Here is a 17643-nt window from a genome sequence, read left to right on the forward strand (position 1 = left end):
CGCGGCCGGGGCCAAGGGTTTTCAGACCGCCTCGGCGGTCTCGGGTAGTTCGACGGCGAGCTTCTCGGTGAGGTCCACGACCTCGGCGAGATCCCCGAAATCGCGTACGGCCGTGTCGACCGTCTTTCGGATACGAGTGTTCACGCGCTCGGAGCGGACCTTCTTGGCGATGTGCATGGCCTTCTCGGCCAGCACCACGCCGCGCTCGGGCTCACGCTGCAGCAGATGCACCGTGGCCATGCCGATCAGGTTCAGTGCATACGAGCGCTGGTGCTCGGGGTCCTGGGAGAACAGCTCGACGGCCTGCTGCATCACGGGCTCGGCCAGGGACGCGTACGTGGGGCTGCGGCCCGCGACATAGGCGAGGTCGCGGAAGGAGTGGGAGTTCTCGCCGTGCAACTCGGCCTCGGAGAAGAAGCGGATCCAGTCGGGGTCCGGCTCGTCCCACTCGTCCGCGTCCGCGAAGGTGTCCTCGGCCATCCGGACCGCCCGCTTGCACTTGCCGGGCTGCCCCATGTTGGCGTAGGCGCGGGCCTCCATCGCATACAGCATCGACTGGGTGCGGGGGCTCGCGCAGTCCCGGCTGCCGTACTGCGCGAGGTGGATCAGTTCCAGCGCGTCGTCGGGCCGGCCGAGGTGGATCATCTGGCGGCTCATGCTGGAGAGGATGTACGAGCCGAGCGGCTTGTCGCCCGCCTCCTTGGCCGCGTGCAGGGCGAGGACGAAGTACTTCTGGGCGGTCGGCTGGAGCCCGACGTCGTACGACATCCAGCCGGCCAGCTCCGCCAGCTCCCCGGCGACCTTGAACAGCTTCCTGGTGGTGGCCTCCGGCTGGGGCTCCTGGAGCAGGTCCGTCACCTCGTGCAGCTGGCCGACCACCGCCTTGCGGCGCAGGCCGCCGCCGCACTGGGCGTCCCACTGCCGGAACATCACCGTCGTGGACTCCAGGAGGTCCAGCTCGGGCTTGGAGAGCCTGCCGGGCCGGCGGGACGCGGCCGGTGGCTCCGGCTCCGGCTGCGGGGCCTGGGGCGAGGGCACCAGCCAGCGCTGCATGGGCTCGATGAGGGACGGGCCCGCGGACAGGGCCAGCGAGGTCCCGAGGAAGCCGCGCCGCGCCAGCATCAGGTCGCTGCGCGAGAACTCGCTGAGCAGGGCCACCGTCTGCGGGCCCGTCCAGGGCAGGTCGACGCCGGACACGGAGGGTGACTGACGGGCCGCGCGCAGGCCGAGGTCCTCGACGGAGACCACACAGCCGAAGCGCTCGGAGAACAGCTCGGACAGGATCCTGGGGATCGGCTCGCGGGGGTTCTCGCCGTCCAGCCAGCGGCGCACCCGGGAGGTGTCCGTGGAGATGTGGTTGGCACCCAACTGGCGTGCCCTGCGGTTGACTTGACGGGCGAGTTCGCCCTTCGACCAGCCGCTGCGCACGAACCAGGACGTGAGCAGCTCGTTGGGGCGCTTGTCCGTGCTGGTCGCGGTCGTCCCGCTTCCGCCGTTGCCGCTCACTGGAACGCCCCCATCCCTGAGACCACTTGTCGCCGAGTGCGCCAAGCCCTATCAGATTGCCGGTAAATACCGCCGCCCGTCCGCCGGTTCTCACCCTTCGAACGGGATGCCTACTTGCCTCCGGCATACCCACGAGTGCATGTGCCCCCAGGACTCGTGCACTCACAGTAATCCTACGATCACCCGTCCAGCCATGGCGATCCCAGAAACGCCACCATTCGCCACCCCTTCGAATGAACTCAGTGTCGCCTCAGCGCGATTCACTTGACATAGACCAACCCGGAGTAGGCGGAGCGATGCACTCAGGGGCGTGCGCCGCCGAGTTCACCACCCGGGGCACTTCGAGCGCCGCCCGGACCACGCGGGGCCGATGCGTCCGGAACACAGGGTCACGTTCCGCATCCGCGTCGTAACCACCGACGCGTCGGACCCGTTGGAGGGGGCATGGGCTTCACGATCGGCGGCATCCGGGAGATCCGCTCCGGCTCGCGTCGACGCGGCCGCTCCTCGGAGTGCACCGCCGTCGCCGAGTTCACCGGGCTGTGGGGCTGGGACGCGGTCCCGGGAGCCCGGGCCGCGGCGGGCGACTGCTCCTGCGGCCGGGCGGACTGCAGCGCACCGGGGGCGCACCCCCTGGAGTTCGCGCCCCAGGTCCAGGCCGGCGCCACGCTCGACGAAGTGACCAAGGCGTGGGGCGAGTTCCCCGGGGCGTCGGTCATGCTCGCCGTCGGCCGGGCGTTCGACGTCATCGAGGTGGCCGAGCCGGCCGGCCGCCGCGCCCTGGTCCGCCTGGAGCGCATGGGCCTCCCCGTCGGCCCGGTCACCGCGACCCCTGAGGGCCGCGCCCAGTTCTTCGTCGCCCCCGGAGCCGCCGCCGAGCTCCCCGAGCTGCTCTACCGCATGGGCTGGGACGACCCGACCTCCCTCGACCTGCGCGGCCTGGGCCCCGGCACGTACATCACGGCCCCGCCCTCCGACCGGGGCGGCCTGGGCCCGGTGCGCTGGCTGCGGCCGCCCGCCCTGGACTCGGCCACGAAACCGCCGGCGGCACGGCTGCTGCTGGGGACGCTGGCCTATGTGGCGCATCGGTCGCGGGCGTAAAGCCCCCGAGCTTCAGTCGTACACAGCGAAGCGCCCGTCTCCCAACTGCACCTTGGGAAACGGGCGCTTCTTCGGCCACGGACCACATACCAACTTCGGTAGGTGGGGGGTCACTCCCCGATAAGGGCGTCAACGAACGCCTCCGGCTCGAACGGCGCCAGATCGTCGGCGCCCTCTCCGAGTCCCACCAGCTTGACCGGTACGCCCAGCTCGCGCTGGACCGCGATCACGATGCCGCCCTTCGCCGTACCGTCGAGCTTGGTGAGCACGATGCCGGTGATGTCCACGACCTCGGCGAACACCCGGGCCTGGACCAGGCCGTTCTGCCCGGTCGTCGCGTCGAGGACGAGCAGGATCTCGTCCAGCGGGGCGTGCTTCTCGACGACGCGCTTGACCTTGCCGAGCTCGTCCATGAGCCCGGTCTTGGTGTGCAGGCGCCCGGCGGTGTCGATGAGGACGACGTCGGAGCCCATCTCCTTGCCCTCCTTCACCGCGTCGAAGGCGACGGAGGCGGGGTCGCCGCCCTCCGGCCCGCGCACGGTGTGGGCGCCGACCCGCTCGCCCCAGGTCTGCAGCTGGTCCGCGGCGGCGGCACGGAAGGTGTCGGCGGCGCCGAGGACGACGCTGCGGCCGTCGGCGACCAGGACGCGGGCGAGCTTGCCGGTGGTGGTGGTCTTGCCGGTGCCGTTGACACCGACGACCATCACGATGCCGGGCTTGCTGGTCTCGGGCTCGGTCTTCACCGTGCGGTCGAAGTCGGTGCCGACCAGCTTGAGGAGCTCCTCGCGCAGCAGGCCGCGCAGCTCGGCGGGGGTGCGGGTGCCGAGCACCTTCACACGCTCGCGCAGGCCCTCGACCAGCTCCTGGGTGGGAGCCACGCCGACGTCGGCGGTGAGCAGCGTGTCCTCGATCTCCTCCCAGGTCTCGTCGTCGAGGTGCTCGCGCGACAGGAGGGCGAGCAGCCCCTTGCCGAGCGCGTTCTGGGAGCGGGAGAGGCGGGCGCGCAGCCGGACCAGCCGTCCGGCCGTCGGCTCGGGGACCTCGATCTCGGGGATTTCGAGGACGGGCGGCTCCTCGACGGCGACCGGGGCCGAGCCGTCCGGAAGATCCACCTCCTCTATCGTCCGGCGCGGTTCGTCGCGGGGGGTCTCGGCCTCGTCGCCGACGTGCGGCTCGGCCGGAGGGGCGGTGATGTCGGGCGCGGCGGGGGGCGGCGGGGGCAGCGACTTCTTCCGTCGGCTGCCGACGATGAGCCCGCCGAGCGCAACGAGCACGACCACGGCGATGACTACAGCAAGGATGACGGTTTCCATAACAGGCTCAAGTATGGCGTGACCTACCCCTCGGCCGTTCGTTGTCCACGCGGGACCTCGGTTCCCGACCGGGCCGGGCTGGCCCGCGGTCCGACCTCACGTCGGCCGGAAGCCCCTCAAGGGCGGAGTCACAACGCGTCCAGTATGGCTTGGACTCGTCGGGTACGCATTGCCAGCGTCCCCAGGGTGTGTCGCGGCCCATGCAGTGGGCCGCGACACACCCTTCTTACGGCCGGAAGACGCACCCCTGGTGATCTGATGCCCCGTCAGCTACGGTCCCTGCACACCCGCCCGTGAAGGGGGACCCCCATGCCCGTCTCCGTCGTACGTTTCAACCTCGTCGAGCCCGGCGCCACCCCCGTCTCACTCGCCGCCCGCTACCGGGCCGCCCTGGAGATGGCCGCGTACGCCGACGAGCACGGGATCACCACCGTCCAGACGGAGGAGCACCACGGTGTCGACAACAACTGGCTGCCGTCGCCGTTCGCCTTCGCGGGTGCGGTCTTCGGGGCCACCCGGCGTATCGCGGTCACGGTCTCGGCGGTGATCGGCCCGCTGCACGACCCGCTGCGGCTGGCCGAGGACATCGCCGTACTGGATCTGCTGAGCGGCGGGCGGCTGGTGACCGTCGCCGGGATCGGGTACCGGCCGGAGGAGTACGCCCAGTTCGACGTGGACTGGAAGCGGCGCGGCAGGCTCCAGGACGAGCTGCTGGAGACGGTGCTGAAGGCCTGGACCGGGCAGGAGTTCGAGTACCGGGGCCGTACGGTACGGGTCACCCCGCGCCCCTTCACCGAGCCGCACCCCCTGCTGCTGGTCGGCGGCTCGTCCAAGGCCGCAGCCCGGCGCGCGGCCCGTCTCGGTCTCCCCTTCTTCCCCAGCGCGCATCTGCCGGAGCTGGAGGCGTACTACAAGGAGCGGCTCGTCGAGTACGGCACCGAGGGCTGGACCATGATGCCCGCCGCCGAGACCCCGCTGCTGCACCTCGCCGAGGATCCCGACCGGGCGTGGGCCGAGTACGGCGAGCACTTCCTGCACGAGGCGCGGACCTACGCCTCCTGGCAGTCCGGCGACATCCGCTCGGCGGTGAAGTCGGCGGCCACGAGCGTGGACGAGCTGCGCGCCGAGGGCGTGTACCGGATCCTCACCCCCGACGAGTGCGTGGCGCAGGGGCTGGACAGCCTCGTACTGCATCCGCTGGCCGGCGGGATGCCGGTGGACGAGGGATGGCGGAGCCTGCGGTTGTTCGCGGAGCGGGTGCTTCCGGCGCTGGGGGCTGAGCCCGGGCGATAACCGGTGGTCGGGCGAGGCCCGGCGGTGGTCCACTGCGGCCCATGAGTCTGCTGGTGGAAGTGTTCGTCCGGGAGCCGGACGGCGAGATGCGGATACTCGACGTGCCGGACGAGGTGTACCGGTCCGGTGGGTTCGAGTCCTGGCGTACGACGGTGTGGGGGTCGGAGTTCGTACGCTCGCTGGGTGCCCGCTTCCTGCCGACCCTGGCAGACGACGACCTCTACGTCGAGGCCGGGGATGTGCCGGAGTTCCGGCGCGAGGTCGCCCTGCTGCGCTCCCGTCTCGACGAGCTCGCCCACGGCACCGAGCGGCCGCGGACCGTCGAGGAGCACCGGCACCAGATCGATACCCGGCTGCGGATCATCGAGGAGAGCATCCGCAAGGCCCGGGAGATCGGCGGTGGCGTCCTCATCTGGTGAGGCAGAAGGCCGCCGCCCCCGCCCGGGGGGTGCCGGGCGGGGGCGGCGGACGGTACGAGGAGAGGGGCAGCGGGGGCTTGGCCCTTCTCCCCGAGCGCGCGGGGCTGTTCAGCCCATCTCCTCCAGCGCCTTGCCCTTCGTCTCCTTCACGAACTTCAGGACGAACGGGACGGAGAGCGCCGCGAAGGCCGTGTAGATCACATAGGTCGCGGAGAGGTTCCAGTCGGACAGCGACGGGAAGCTCGCGGTGATGGCCCAGTTGGCGATCCACTGCGCGGAGGCGGCCACGCCCAGGGCGGCGGCGCGGATCTTGTTCGGGAACATCTCGCCGAGCATGACCCAGACGACCACACCCCAGGACAGGGCGAAGAACAGCACGAAGACATGCGCGGCGATCAGGGCGGTCCAGCCCTGCGCGGCCGGCAGCTTGCCGTCGACCAGGTGGTACGAGAAGGCCCAGGCCTCCAGAGCGAGACCGACGACCATGCCGACCGAGCCGATCAGGGCCAGCGGCTTACGGCCGACCCGGTCCACGAAGACCATGGCGATCACGGTGCCGAGGATGTTGATGATCGACGTCGTGAAGGAGTAGAAGAACGAGTCCGTCGGATCGACGCCGACCGACTGCCACAGGGTCGAGGAGTAGTAGAACGCGACGTTGATGCCGACGAACTGCTGGAAGACCGAGAGGCCGATGCCGACCCAGACGACCGGCTTGAAGAAGAAGCCGCCGCCGAGCAGATCCTTGAAGGCCGACTTGTGCTCGCTCTTCATCGCGTGCTCGATCTCGTTCACGCGGGCGTCCAGGTTGCCGTGCTCGCCCTCGACCTCGGCGAGGATCTCACGGGCGCGCTCGCGCCGGCCGACGGAGATGAGGAAGCGGGGCGACTCGGGGATGGCGAAGGAGAGCAGGCCGTAGAGGACGGCCGGGATCACCATGACGCCGAGCATGACCTGCCAGGCCTCCAGGCCCATCAGCTTGCCGCGCTGGTCGCCGTCGGCGGCGTTCAGCAGACCCCAGTTGACCAGCTGCGAGATGGCGATGCCGATGACGATCGCGGCCTGCTGGAAGGAACCGAGACGGCCGCGGTACGCGGGCGGGGCGACCTCGGCGATATAGGCGGGGCCGATCACGGAGGCCATGCCGATGGCGAAGCCGCCGACCACGCGCCAGAGGGCGAAGTCCCACAGCGCGAAGGGCAGCGCCGAGCCGACGGCGCTGACGGTGAACAGCACGGCGGCGATCTGCATGACCCGGATGCGGCCGATGCGGTCGGCGATGCGGCCGGCGGTCGCGGCACCGATGGCGCAGCCGATCAGGGCGATGGCGATGACCTGGGCCAGGGCCGCGGAGCCGATCCCGTAGCGGTCCCGGATGGCCTCGACGGCGCCGTTGATCACGGAGCTGTCGTAGCCGAACAGGAAACCGCCCATCGCGGCCGCCGCCGCGATGAAGGTGACGCGCCCGAGGTGCTCGGGACGAGCCGTTCTGGCTCCTGACTTCTGTGCCTGCACTGTGCTGGTCACGTTCAACTCCTCGGGCCACCGGCAACGCTGCCGGGCGGGGGACCCTTCCCGGTAGGTACTACCTGAAGGTAAAAGCAACGTTGCCGAGACTATGCCTTCAAGTTTCGAAGTCAAGGGGTCATCACTGTGACTTTTCAGCGCACTTGTGACGGGAATGTGTTCAAGTCTTGAAGAGATTGCCCAGCGCTCAGCCGTCGGCTGAGGTCAACGCAGCCGCTGGCTGATGACCTTCGACACACCGTCGCCCTGCATGGAGACGCCGTACAGCGCGTCGGCGACCTCCATGGTCCGCTTCTGGTGGGTGATCACGATCAGCTGCGAGGCTTCCTGCAGCTCCTGCATGATGCGGATCAACCGCTGCAGGTTGGTGTCGTCGAGCGCGGCCTCGACCTCGTCCATGACGTAGAACGGGCTCGGCCGGGCCTTGAAGATGGACACCAGCAGCGCGACGGCGGTGAGCGAGCGCTCACCGCCCGAGAGCAGCGACAGCCGCTTGACCTTCTTGCCCGGCGGACGGGCCTCGACGTCGACACCCGTGGTGAGCATGTTGTCGGGGTCGGTCAGGATCAGCCGCCCCTCACCGCCCGGGAACAGCCGGCTGAAGACGCCCTCGAACTCACGGGCCGTGTCCCGGTAGGCCTCGGTGAAGACCTGCTCGACGCGCTCGTCGACCTCCTTGACGACCTGGAGCAGGTCGGCGCGGGTCTTCTTCAGGTCTTCGAGCTGCTCGCTGAGGAACTTGTGGCGTTCCTCCAGCGCGGCGAACTCCTCCAGAGCGAGCGGATTGACCTTGCCGAGCTGCTGGTAGGCCCGCTCGGCGGCCTTGAGCCGCTTCTCCTGCTCGGCGCGGTGGAAGGTCTTGGGCTGGTTGCGCGGGTGCTCGGGATCCTCGGGCAGCTCCTCGCCCTCGGCGGGCGGGGAGGGCGGTACGAGCTGGTGCGGGCCGTACTCGGACACGAGCCCGGCCGGCTCCACGCCCAGTTCCTCCAGCGCCTTGGTCTCCAGCTGCTCGATCCGCATGCGCTTCTCGGCGCCGAGGACCTCACCGCGGTGGACGGAGTCGGTCAGCTTGTCGAGCTCGCCCTTGAGATCGCGGCCCGCGCTTCGGGCGGCGGCCAGCTCCTGCTCTCGCCGTGCCTTGGCGGCGTCGGCCGCGGTGCGTTCCTCCTCGGCCCGGGCGAGGGAGACCTCTACGTGCGCAAGCAGCTGGCGGGCACCGGAGGCGACGGCTTCCGCCACGGACGCCTCGTGCCTGAGGCGCACCCGGCGCTGTTCGGCACGCGCGCGTGCCTCGCGTTCCGCTCGGGCGGCGCGGTCGAGGGAGTCGGCGCGGCCGGCCAGTCCTTTGACACGCTCTTCGTGCGTACGGACCTGAAGCCGGGCTTCCATCTCGGTCTGGCGGGCGTTGGCACCATCGGCGGCGAGACGGTCCCGTACCGAGGTGTCCGGCTCCTCCTCGACGGGCATCTCCTCGGCGACGGCGAGGCGTTCGGCGAGGACCTCGACCTCTTCGAGGGCCTTGTCCAGCGCGTCCTGCGCCCGCGCGGCAGCGGCGACGGTGCGCTCCGCTTCGCCCGCCGCGCCCCGTGCCTGTCCGGCGAGCCGTCCGAGCTGCTGGGCCACGGCCGACTTCTCCCGGTCCGCGGCGCGGCGCCGCTCCCCCAGCTCCTCGACCCTCGCGGCACACTCCTTGCGCCGCTCCGCCGCCTCGTGCTGTGCCGCGGTGAGTTCCTCGCAGCGCACGGCGAGCTCTTCCAGCTCGGCGGCGGCCTCGTCGACGGAGGCCTGCACCTCCAGCAGGCTGGGGGCGCCGGCGGAACCGCCGTGTGCGAAGTGGGCGCCCAGGAGGTCGCCTTCAGCGGTTACGGCGGTCTGGTGGGGGTGCGTGTATACGACGTCTTCGGCGGCTTCGAGGGTGTCGACCACGACGATGCCGTGCAGTAGGCGGCGGATGGCGGGCATGAGGTCGGAGGGAGCGCGGACCAGGTCTGCCGCGTACGGCCGTTGGGCGTCTGCGGGTTCATTGTGGCTGGTCGCGCCGTTCCCCGCGCCTCTTTGGGGCGCTTCCGGCGCCCCCGCCAGCAGAAGTGACGCCCGGCCGCCGTCCTGCTTGCGCAGCAGGCGGATGGCTTCTGCTGCGGCCGACGGCGAGGTCACCGCCAGGGCATCCGCCGCGGCGCCGAAGGCCGCCGCCAAGGGAACCTCGTACCCGGGCGTGATCGTCAGCAGCTCGGCGGCCGGCCCGAGCAGACCGGAGAGACGATCCTTCGCCCCCAACAGAGCACCCGTGCCGTCCTTGCGCCGCAGCCCCATCGCCAGCGCTTCATGCCTGGCCTGCGTCGCGGCTCGTTTGCGCTCCGCCGCGGTGGTCGCCTCGCGGGCGGCGGTCAGGGCGGCCTCCGCCTCGGCCAGCTGCTGTTTCGCCGCCGTGTGCTGCTCGCCCAGTTCCGCGTCGCCCGCGTCGAGGCCGTCGACCTCGGCCTTGAGGGCCTCGTACTCCTCCTGGGCCGCGACGGCCCGCTCCTGTGCTTCGTCCCGGGCCGTCGCCAGGCGGTCGATCTCCGCCTGGGCGGAGGCCGCGCGCGAACGGGCCGCGCCCACCTGCCCGTTCAGCCGGGCGAGGCCCTCGCGGCGGTCGGCGATGGCGCGGGCGACGTCCTTCAGGCGCCGTTCTTCCTGCGTGAGCTCGCGCTCCAGCTCGGCCCGGTGCGCGACCGTGTCCTCCAGAGCCCGCTCGGCCGCCTCCAGAGCGGCCTCGAGCTCGGCCTCCTGCTCACGGATACGGGCGGCCTCGCGTTCCATGTCCTCGGGGTCGCGGCCGCGCCGCTCCTCCGGCGGCGCGGAGGTCGCGCTCTTCACCCGCGCGTCGGCCAGCGAGATCGTGCCGCGCACCCGCTCGGCCAGCTGCGACAGCTCGTACCAGGTCTGCTGGGCCCGCTGCAGCCGGGGAGCGAGCTGCCGTACCTCGTCCTCCAGGAGCGCCTCACGCTGCAGCGCCTTCTTCAGCTCCTGCTCGGCGGCTTCCTTGCGTTCCTTGAGCGCGGCCTCGTCCGCGACCTCGGCCTTCAGTGCCTCCCGCAGCCGTACGAGATCGTCGGCCAACAGCCTCAGGCGCGCGTCGCGCAGATCCGCCTGGATCACGGCCGCCCGTCGGGCCACCGCCGCCTGTCGGCCCAGCGGCTTGAGCTGGCGGCGCAGTTCGTCCGTCAGGTCCTGCACACGCGCGAGGTTGGCCTGCATCGCGTCGAGCTTGCGGAGGGCCTTCTCCTTGCGCTTGCGGTGCTTGAGGACGCCGGCCGCCTCTTCGATGAAGGCGCGGCGCCCCATCGGATCCGCGTGCAGGACGGAGTCGAGCTGGCCCTGGCCGACGATGACGTGCATCTCGCGGCCGATGCCGGAGTCGGAGAGGAGTTCCTGGATGTCGAGGAGACGGCAGGTGTCACCGTTGATCTGGTACTCGCTGCCGCCGTTGCGGAACATGATCCGCGTGATGGTGACCTCGGCGTACTCGATGGGCAGGGCCCCGTCGGAGTTGTCGATGGTGAGGGACACCTCGGCGCGGCCCAGCGGCGGGCGGCCCGTGGTGCCGGCGAAGATGACGTCCTCCATCTTGCCGCCGCGCAGCGACTTGGCACCCTGCTCGCCCATCACCCAGCTCAGGGCGTCCACGACGTTGGACTTGCCCGAGCCGTTCGGTCCCACGACACACGTGATGCCCGGCTCGAACCGGAGCGTGGTCGCCGAGGCGAACGACTTGAACCCGCGGAGGGTCAGGGCCTTGAGGTGCACGCCGCTGGACTCTACCTTCCGCCGGTATCCCACACGATGAAGCCTGGCAACCCCGCGGTTTCGCCCTTGAACATGCAGGGCACACCAAACGTTATAGAGGGTGAAAGGATGTGCGGGGGAAAGAAAGAAGGGACGCCGAAGCGTCCCTTGCAAACTCTGAACTCTGACAACTTAGCGGTTGATACGGGCGGCCCAACCACTGCTGTCGTGGTGCGATGCAGTGATCAGGTGAGCGCAGGCTCCGCCTGGTGTGCGTCGATGCTCTCCATGATCCTGTCGTGAGAAGCGGCAGCCGCGAGCGCGTCGTTCTCCGCCTGGATCCGTACGAGCTCGGATTCCAGGTCCTGGACGCGCTGCTGGAGCCGTCGCATCTCGGCGAGGAGTCGAGGGTCGGAGCCGCCGACGTAACCGAGAAGCGCCTTTGCCATGATGGATGGTCCTCCACACTGAGTGACCGACCGAAGCGGTGTGGGTCGTGAGGGAATCGCACCCGCGGTGCTTGACACTATGGAGTTCATGCTGCCGTTCATCCATGCCAAACAGCTAAGGTGCGCGGGGTGCTTTCAGCGTCTCACCAAAAAGTTTGACGGTCAACACGATCACGCCCTGTATTGGCGGGCAACCCGGGGGCGCGCGGCCTGAAGGCGGCGGCGCTGCGACTCCTGCGGGGCCCTCAGGGCGTGACGATCATTCTTGGGTGCGCAGCCTGCCACGACAAGCGCTTCTTGGCAACCACCAGGCAATTTCTGCTTGGGGCACCTGCCGGTGGCATGCCCGTCCGCTTTCACCGGGGCCGCTTTACAGAATCGGCTCAGCGGATGGCGAAGCCGTCGTACCCCCCGCGGGGTGTGTCCCAGATCTCGGTGACACCGTCGACACGGCCGGGCGTGTCGTCGCCCTGGAGCCAGCCGAGGAGTCCCTCGCACCGCTCCCGGGAGCCCTCGGCGACCACCTGGACCCGTCCGTCGCCCAAATTGAGAGCAAAACCACTCAGCCCGCCGAGCTCGAGGGCCTTGGCCCGGGTGAACCAGCGGAAACCCACACCTTGAACGCGTCCCCGCACCCAGGCGACCAGTCGCACATCCTCGCTCATGGGTGCAACCTAACCGGCCAATGTCTCTCGGGACACATCCTCCTCTGACGCCATGCGGTACCGTCCCGACCCAATGAATCTCATATGAAACTCACTCGATGGGGTGAGTTGGATCACTCCGCAAGATCATATGGGACACGTTGATCGCAAGACGAGGAAGGCCAAGACATGGGACGCCACCGACGCTCCGCCGCCGGCCGCGCCGCCACGGGCCGCGCCACGGGGGTCACAGGTAGGGACGGCTCGTACGCGAGCAGCTACGACCCCCAGCAGTACTCGTACAGCTACGACCCTCCTCAGACCGGCGCGGGCGACGAGCGGCCCACCCTGGGCACCGCCCCCTATCTGCACTCCACGGAGTACGCCGAGGCCTCCGCGAGGAGCGCCGCGTACCTGTTCGCCACCGAGGACGACTACGCGACGGTCTTCCCGGAGCACGGGTTCGCGCCCGACAAGGGCTCCCGGCGCGGAGGGGCCCGGCGCCGCCGGAGGAAGGCCGTGACGCCGGTGCGCACCGGTCTGCTCGGGGTCTCCGCCGCCGTCGCCATCGGCACGGTGGCGGTCGCCACGGGTGCGATGCCCGGCCTCGACAACTACAAGCTGGGCGGCAGCGGCAGCTCCGACAAGGTGCAGGCCGCGAACACGCCGACCAATTCGGCGACCGCGCAGGGCGGCACCTCCGGCAGCGCCGCCGGCCGCGACCAGGGCTCTTCGACGAGCCGCGACGCCGACCGCTCGGCCTCGCCCTCGCCGAGCCCGTCGACCTCCTCGGCCGCGCCGACCGAGGCACCGAAGAAGCCGAAGGCCACGCCCACCCGGAAGCCGCAGACGACGCCGGCGCAGAAGGAGACCAAGCCGCCCGCGCAGACCACCGCTCCGGTGGCGGTCTCCGCGGCGGCCGCCGCCGAGGCGGAGGTGCTCAAGCTGGTCAACGAGGAGCGGTCCAAGGTCGGCTGCAGCGCGGTCTCCGCCAACAGCACCCTGTCCCAGCTCGCGGAGAAGTTCAGCGACGCCATGGCCGCCGAGGGCTTCTTCGACCACACCGACCCCAGCGGCGCCTCGCCGTGGGACCGGGCGGCGAAGCTCGGCATATCCAACCTCGGCGGCGAGAACATAGCCCGGGGCCAGGCGGATGCGGCCGCCGTGATGGAGGCCTGGATGAACAGCCCGGGTCACCGCGCCAACATCCTGAACTGCGACTTCAAGACGCTGGGCGTCGGTGTGCACTTCGGGTCCGGTGGCCCCTGGTGGACGCAGGACTTCGGCTACTAGACAACACCAGCGGTCAGGTTGCACTAACTCCTGGTTAGTGCAACCTGTCGGTTAGCGCTGCGCTCAAGTACGCTTGAGGTATGGACACCACGCAGGAGCTCATGGAGGCGGACGACCTCCCGTACAACGTGTTCGCCAAGGCCTGTCCCTCGCGCGGCACGCTGGAGCACGTCACGGGCCGCTGGGGCGGACTGGCGCTCTGCGCCCTGTTCGAGGGTTCCCTGCGCTTCAACGAGCTGCGCCGTCGTGTCGACGGTGTGAGCGAGAAGATGCTCTCCCAGACCCTGCACGCGCTGGAGCGCGACGGACTGGTGCACCGCGAGGCCCAGCCGACGAACCCGCCCCGCGTGGACTACGAACTCACCCCGCTCGGCCGCGAGGTCGCCGAGCGGCTGCTGGCCCTCGTCCATCTGCTGGAGGGCCGCATGGACGACGTCCTCGCGGCCCGCGAGCGTTACGACACCACGCGCGGCGGCCTCTGACACTTCGGGCAGAAGTAGCTGGACCGGTTCATCCAGGGGCGCCGTCGCATCGGCGTGGCGCACCTCTTGCAGGGCAGGCCCTCGCGGCCGTACGCGTCCAGCGACCGGTCGAAGTAGCCCGACTCCCCGTTGACGTTGACGTACAGGCTGTCGAAGCTGGTGCCGCCCACGGCGAGCGCCTGGTTCATCACATCCCTCGTGTGGCCGAGGAGTTCGGCGGTGCGCGGGCGGGTGAAGCTCGCGGTGGGGCGTTCGTAGTGGATGCGGGCACGCCAAAGGGCCTCGTCCGCATAGATGTTGCCGACCCCGCTGATCAACGACTGGTCGAGCAGGGCCCGTTTGATGGTGGTCCGCTTGCGGCGCAGCGCCTGGTGGAAGGCCTCGTCGTCGAAGAGCGGGTCGAGGGGGTCGCGCGCGATGTGCGCGATGACGTCGGGCAGGCCCTCGGGGGTGTTGTCGTGCAACGACAGGCCGCCGAAGGTGCGTTGGTCGACGAAGCGGAGTTCGGTGGCAAGGGCGTCCGCGAAGCGCACGCGGATCCGGAGGTGCTTCTCGTCCGGGGCCGCGTTCGGCTGGACCAGCAGCTGGCCGCTCATGCCGAGGTGGGCGAGGACCGACTGGTGGGTGTCCTCCAGCGGCAGCCACAGGTACTTGCCGCGGCGGCTGGGGACGCCGATGCGGTGGCCCTTGAGGCGGTGCACGAAGTCGTCGGCGCCGGCCAGATGACGGCGTACGGCACGCGGGTGCAGCACCTCGGCGTCGGCGACGACACGGTGGGCGACCCACCGCTCCAGACCGCGCCGGACGACCTCGACCTCGGGCAACTCGGGCATCGGGACCCCCGTACGGGCTGTGGATGAACCGAGCGCCCGCCCCGGGGAGGGACGGACGCTCGGGTCGCTGTTCGTCAGAAGGAGACTTCCGCCGGTGAGACGTCGGTCAGGCGGAGACGGACGACGGTCCTTCGCCGTCCTGGGCAGCTTTCTCGGCTGCGGCCTTCTCGGCCGCCGCCCTGGCACGCTCGTCCGCCGCGGCCCGGATGGACCGCCACGCGGATTCCGCGGCCTGCTGCTCCGCCTCCTTCTTGCTGCGGCCGGTGCCGGTGCCGTACGAGACGCCTCCGACGCGGGCGGCAGCAGTGAAGGTCTTCTCGTGGTCGGGGCCGGTCTCCGTGACCAGGTACTCGGGCACGCCGAGGCTCTCGGTCGCGGTGAGCTCCTGGAGGCTGGTCTTCCAGTCCAGGCCGGCTCCGAGGTTGGAGGACTTCTCGATCAGCGGGTCGAAGAGCCGGTGAACGAGCTCGCTCGCCGCATCGAGACCCTGGTCGAGATAGACAGCGCCGATCACCGCTTCCAGGGTGTCGGCGAGGATGGACGCCTTGTCCCGGCCGCCCGTGCCCTCTTCGCCCCGGCCGAGCCGGATGAAGGAGCCCAGATCGAGCCCTCGGCTGACCTCCGCCAGCGCACGCGAGTTGACCACCGCGGCCCGCAGCTTGGCCAGCTGGCCTTCGGGCAGGTCGGGGTGGGTGGTGTACAGCGTGTCCGTGACCACGAGACCGAGCACGGAGTCCCCGAGGAACTCCAGCCGCTCGTTGGTCGGCAGACCGCCGTTCTCGTACGCGTACGAACGGTGGGTCAGCGCTCGCACCAGAAGGGCGGACTCGAGCTTGTACCCGAGCCGCCCTTCCAGAAGCGTGTGGGACGAGGCTGTGTTGTCCGACTTTTTCCTGGCGGTTGGGTCCGCCATGGCGTCATCCGCCTTCTTGGCAGTGGACACGGTGCCTCTCACCAGCCGCTCAGACCTCGAGGACCTGGCGCTTGTTGTAGGTGCCGCAAGACGGGCACGCGATGTGCTGCAGCTTGGGCTCGTGGCAGCGCTCGCACGCAACCAGGGTGGGGACCGCAGCCTTCCACTGCGACCGGCGGTGGCGCGTGTTGCTGCGCGACATCTTCCGCTTCGGAACAGCCACGGCTACTTCTCCTGCTTCTCGTCGACGCCCGCTTCGGCGCCGCTCATCTCGTCCTTCTCGCCGTCTCCGAGTGAACCGGCGAGTCCCTGCAGTGCCGCCCAACGGATGTCGACGGCGTCATGGTGGTGGTCCGGGTCGTCCGCCAGCCGCGCTCCGCACTCGGAGCACAGACCGGGACAGTCTTCCTGGCACACCGGCTGCATCGGCAGTGCGAGCACCACCGCATCGCGCAGCACGGGCTCGAGGTCGAACAGGCCGTCCTCGATGAAGAGCCTGTCCTCGTCTTCCTCGGCGTCGTCGGCCGGCTCCGCTTTGGGGCGGCCCCGGTCATCGGCGTCAGGGTACGAGAACATCTCCTGGAATTCCGCTTCGACGTCCAGCTGAAGCGGCTCCAGACACCTTACGCACTCCCCCTCGGCCTGTGCACGGGCGGTGCCTGTGACAAGCACACCTTCCATGACCGACTCGAGCCGGAGTTCGAGCTCCACCGGGGCGCCTTCCGGCACTCCGATGACTCCCGCGATCCCGAGATCCTTGGGAGCGTCGATCTCGCGGGTCAGGCGCTGCTGCGCACCGGGCCGCCGCCCCAGCTCGTGTGTGTCGAACACGAGAGGCTTGCGGTGGTCGAGGCGGGCGTTCAGAGCCATTCCTGCTTTCGATCTTCCAGCTCAGGGGGGACGCTGCCCCTCGGTGTCCCTGGGCAGCGCTGATCGCGGACGTACACGCGACCGAAGAGCCAGGATACTGGACCTTTCGCTCACGGCCCAATCCGGTGGCTGCTTACTGGCCGCGCCCCTGTTCGTAGGCCCTCAGCTGCTCGGGTGTGATCATGCCGGTGTCGAAGAGGCTGGTCTCGTCGAGCGCGTACGACTGGTGCGCCTGCTGCGTCTGGTGCCCCTGCTGTGCCTGGTTCGGGTCGTACGCCGTCTGCTGGGCGTCGTAGCCCTGGTAGGCGTAGGGATCGGCCTGCTGGTAGCCGTAGGCGTCCTGCTGGCCGTACGCCTGCTGCTGGTACCCGCCGCCGTACGGGTCGGCCTGCTGCTGATAGCCGTACGCCGGCTGCGGCTGGGCGTAGTCCTGCTGCTGGGCGGGCTGCTCGGCCGGGGGCTTCGGTTCCGCGACGGCGGCGAGGTCGGCCAGGTAGTCGGCGTCGCTGGAGTGCTGGAAGGACGTGGAGTCGTCGGCGAGGGCGCCGAGGTCGTCGGTGGCGATACGGCCGTGCAGCTTCTGGCGGCCGCGGCCGACGGCCTCCAGGGTCTTGGCGAGGACCGCCTCGAAGGCGCCGAGCTTGGCGTCGACGTAGGCGTCGGCGTCCTTGCGCAGGGTCTCGGGGTCGTGGCTGCGCTCGGGGGCGTCCTCGTCCTCGTAGCCCTGCTCGTCGACGCCCGGGCCGGTGCCGAGGAGCTTCTCGCGGCCGCGGCCGACGGAGCCGAGGGTCTTGGTGAGGACGACCTCGAAGTTGGCGAGCTTGGAGTCGACGTAGTCGTCGGCCTCCGCGCGGACCTCCTCGGCCTCCTGGCGGGCCTCGGCCAGGATGCGCTCGGCCTCGGCCTGGGAGCGGCGGGCGACCTCGGTGTCGGAGATGAGGGAGCCGCGCTCGGCGTGCGCCTGACCGATGATCCGGTCGGCCTCCTGACGGGCCTGCTCGACCATCTGCTCGCGGTCGCCGATCAGCTCCTGGGCCTGGGCGAGGGAGCCGGGCAGCGCCTCGCGCAGCTCTTCGAGCATGGAGAGCAGGTCGGCGCGGTTGACCACGCACGAGGCCGACATGGGCATCGACCGGGCGCCGGAGACCGCGGCGACGATCTCGTCGAGCTTCTTCTGCACGTCCACCGTGTGCTCGCCACTCTCTACAGCTGTGTTGGAGACGGACGGGACG

Annotated in this window: 16 protein-coding genes; 5 read left to right on the forward strand and 11 right to left on the reverse strand. The window is 70.1% G+C overall.

The window, feature by feature from the left end:
- Positions 1 to 21: 21 nt before the first annotated feature.
- Positions 22 to 1506 (reverse strand): transcriptional repressor NsdA, encoded by a 1485-nt coding sequence (gene nsdA / locus ACWCRD_RS37395; protein WP_450970153.1) that lies wholly within the window; start codon positions 1504 to 1506, stop codon positions 22 to 24.
- A 444-nt stretch (positions 1507 to 1950) separates the two neighbouring features.
- On the opposite strand from nsdA, the gene ACWCRD_RS37400 reads away from it, so the two are divergent.
- Positions 1951 to 2607, forward strand: coding sequence for a bifunctional DNA primase/polymerase (locus tag ACWCRD_RS37400; RefSeq protein ID WP_450970154.1), 657 nt, complete (start codon positions 1951 to 1953; stop codon positions 2605 to 2607).
- 110 nt (positions 2608 to 2717) lie between these two features.
- Here the strand turns inward: ACWCRD_RS37400 and ftsY are convergent, their stop codons facing one another.
- Entirely contained in the window at positions 2718 to 3920 is a 1203-nt protein-coding gene (ftsY, locus tag ACWCRD_RS37405; RefSeq protein ID WP_450970155.1) for a signal recognition particle-docking protein FtsY, read from the reverse strand.
- A gap of 309 nt (positions 3921 to 4229) precedes the next feature.
- Here ftsY and ACWCRD_RS37410 point away from each other — a divergent pair, with 309 nt between their 5' ends.
- Positions 4230 to 5213, forward strand: a complete 984-nt coding sequence (locus ACWCRD_RS37410) for an LLM class flavin-dependent oxidoreductase (protein ID WP_450970156.1) — start codon at positions 4230 to 4232, stop codon at positions 5211 to 5213.
- 41 nt (positions 5214 to 5254) lie between these two features.
- Positions 5255 to 5632, forward strand: coding sequence for a hypothetical protein (locus tag ACWCRD_RS37415; RefSeq protein ID WP_450970157.1), 378 nt, complete (start codon positions 5255 to 5257; stop codon positions 5630 to 5632).
- A 108-nt stretch (positions 5633 to 5740) separates the two neighbouring features.
- On the opposite strand, the gene ACWCRD_RS37420 is transcribed toward ACWCRD_RS37415, so the two are convergent.
- From ACWCRD_RS37420 to ACWCRD_RS37435, 4 genes are all read right to left on the reverse strand, one after another.
- Positions 5741 to 7159, reverse strand: a complete 1419-nt coding sequence (locus ACWCRD_RS37420) for a sugar porter family MFS transporter (protein WP_450970158.1) — start codon at positions 7157 to 7159, stop codon at positions 5741 to 5743.
- 204 nt (positions 7160 to 7363) lie between these two features.
- Entirely contained in the window at positions 7364 to 10948 is a 3585-nt protein-coding gene (gene smc / locus ACWCRD_RS37425) for a chromosome segregation protein SMC (protein ID WP_450970159.1), read from the reverse strand.
- 224 nt (positions 10949 to 11172) lie between these two features.
- On the reverse strand, positions 11173 to 11376 hold the full coding sequence (locus ACWCRD_RS37430; protein ID WP_016432419.1) for a hypothetical protein: 204 nt from the start codon (positions 11374 to 11376) through the stop codon (positions 11173 to 11175).
- 383 nt (positions 11377 to 11759) lie between these two features.
- On the reverse strand, positions 11760 to 12041 hold the full coding sequence (locus ACWCRD_RS37435) for an acylphosphatase (protein ID WP_266960861.1): 282 nt from the start codon (positions 12039 to 12041) through the stop codon (positions 11760 to 11762).
- A 168-nt stretch (positions 12042 to 12209) separates the two neighbouring features.
- Between ACWCRD_RS37435 and ACWCRD_RS37440 the strand changes: the two genes are divergently transcribed.
- On the forward strand, positions 12210 to 13313 hold the full coding sequence (locus tag ACWCRD_RS37440; RefSeq protein WP_450970160.1) for a CAP domain-containing protein: 1104 nt from the start codon (positions 12210 to 12212) through the stop codon (positions 13311 to 13313).
- 80 nt (positions 13314 to 13393) lie between these two features.
- The gene (locus tag ACWCRD_RS37445; RefSeq protein WP_450970161.1) at positions 13394 to 13795 is read left to right on the forward strand and encodes a winged helix-turn-helix transcriptional regulator; all 402 of its coding nucleotides are present in this window, start codon (positions 13394 to 13396) and stop codon (positions 13793 to 13795) included.
- On the opposite strand, the gene mutM is transcribed toward ACWCRD_RS37445, so the two are convergent.
- The 5 genes from mutM to ACWCRD_RS37470 form a co-directional block, all read right to left on the reverse strand.
- Positions 13768 to 14628 (reverse strand): bifunctional DNA-formamidopyrimidine glycosylase/DNA-(apurinic or apyrimidinic site) lyase, encoded by an 861-nt coding sequence (gene mutM / locus ACWCRD_RS37450; RefSeq protein WP_450970162.1) that lies wholly within the window; start codon positions 14626 to 14628, stop codon positions 13768 to 13770. The two genes, ACWCRD_RS37445 and mutM, sit on opposite strands and share 28 nt — an antisense overlap.
- 106 nt (positions 14629 to 14734) lie before the next feature.
- Positions 14735 to 15583: a ribonuclease III gene (gene rnc / locus ACWCRD_RS37455; protein ID WP_450970163.1), complete on the reverse strand. Its 849-nt coding sequence runs from the start codon at positions 15581 to 15583 to the stop codon at positions 14735 to 14737.
- A gap of 7 nt (positions 15584 to 15590) precedes the next feature.
- Entirely contained in the window at positions 15591 to 15764 is a 174-nt protein-coding gene (gene rpmF, locus ACWCRD_RS37460) for a 50S ribosomal protein L32 (protein ID WP_007493396.1), read from the reverse strand.
- 2 nt (positions 15765 to 15766) lie between these two features.
- A complete protein-coding gene (locus ACWCRD_RS37465; RefSeq protein WP_450970164.1) occupies positions 15767 to 16411 on the reverse strand; it encodes a YceD family protein in 645 nt (214 codons plus the stop codon).
- A gap of 133 nt (positions 16412 to 16544) precedes the next feature.
- Positions 16545 to 17597, reverse strand: coding sequence for an ATP synthase F0 subunit B (locus ACWCRD_RS37470; protein ID WP_450970165.1), 1053 nt, complete (start codon positions 17595 to 17597; stop codon positions 16545 to 16547).
- Positions 17598 to 17643 lie beyond the last annotated feature (46 nt).

This window comes from Streptomyces sp. NPDC002092 (genome assembly GCF_053593775.1).